Annotated in this window: 1 protein-coding gene; it reads left to right on the top strand. The window is 58.1% G+C overall.

Going from position 1 to position 272, the window contains the following annotated elements; all coding sequences use genetic code 11:
- Window positions 1–35 precede the first annotated feature (35 nt).
- Window positions 36–272: DUF4123 domain-containing protein (locus tag ACM6IQ_RS23865; protein WP_414880002.1), on the top strand; the 237-nt coding region annotated here is incomplete at its 3' end.

The raw sequence follows: 272 nt of genomic DNA, 5'->3' as shown, positions 1-272 counted from the left end.
GCCTCGCGCTGCCTGATTTGCGAGGCCGCTCAAGCATGAACCTTTCGACCTCCTTGCCAAACGACCTGCCCTGGAGTGAGCAACAGGCTTTCCTGTTGCTGGACGGCGCAACCCTGAGCGATTTGCCGGAACGGTTGAAAAAACTCTGTCCCGGAGCAAGCACTGTTGCGCTGTATGACTGCGCGCCCTTCACTGCGCTGCGGGATATCTCGCCGACGCTGGTGGCGATCCAACAACCTGACGAACCGATTGTTCAGTTCTATCTGCAACAC

The sequence above is a fragment of the Pseudomonas sp. IT-P100 genome (genome assembly GCF_949767185.1).
Lineage (GTDB): Bacteria > Pseudomonadota > Gammaproteobacteria > Pseudomonadales > Pseudomonadaceae > Aquipseudomonas > Aquipseudomonas fluorescens_B.
This window is presented reverse-complemented; position numbering and strand designations above follow the sequence as displayed.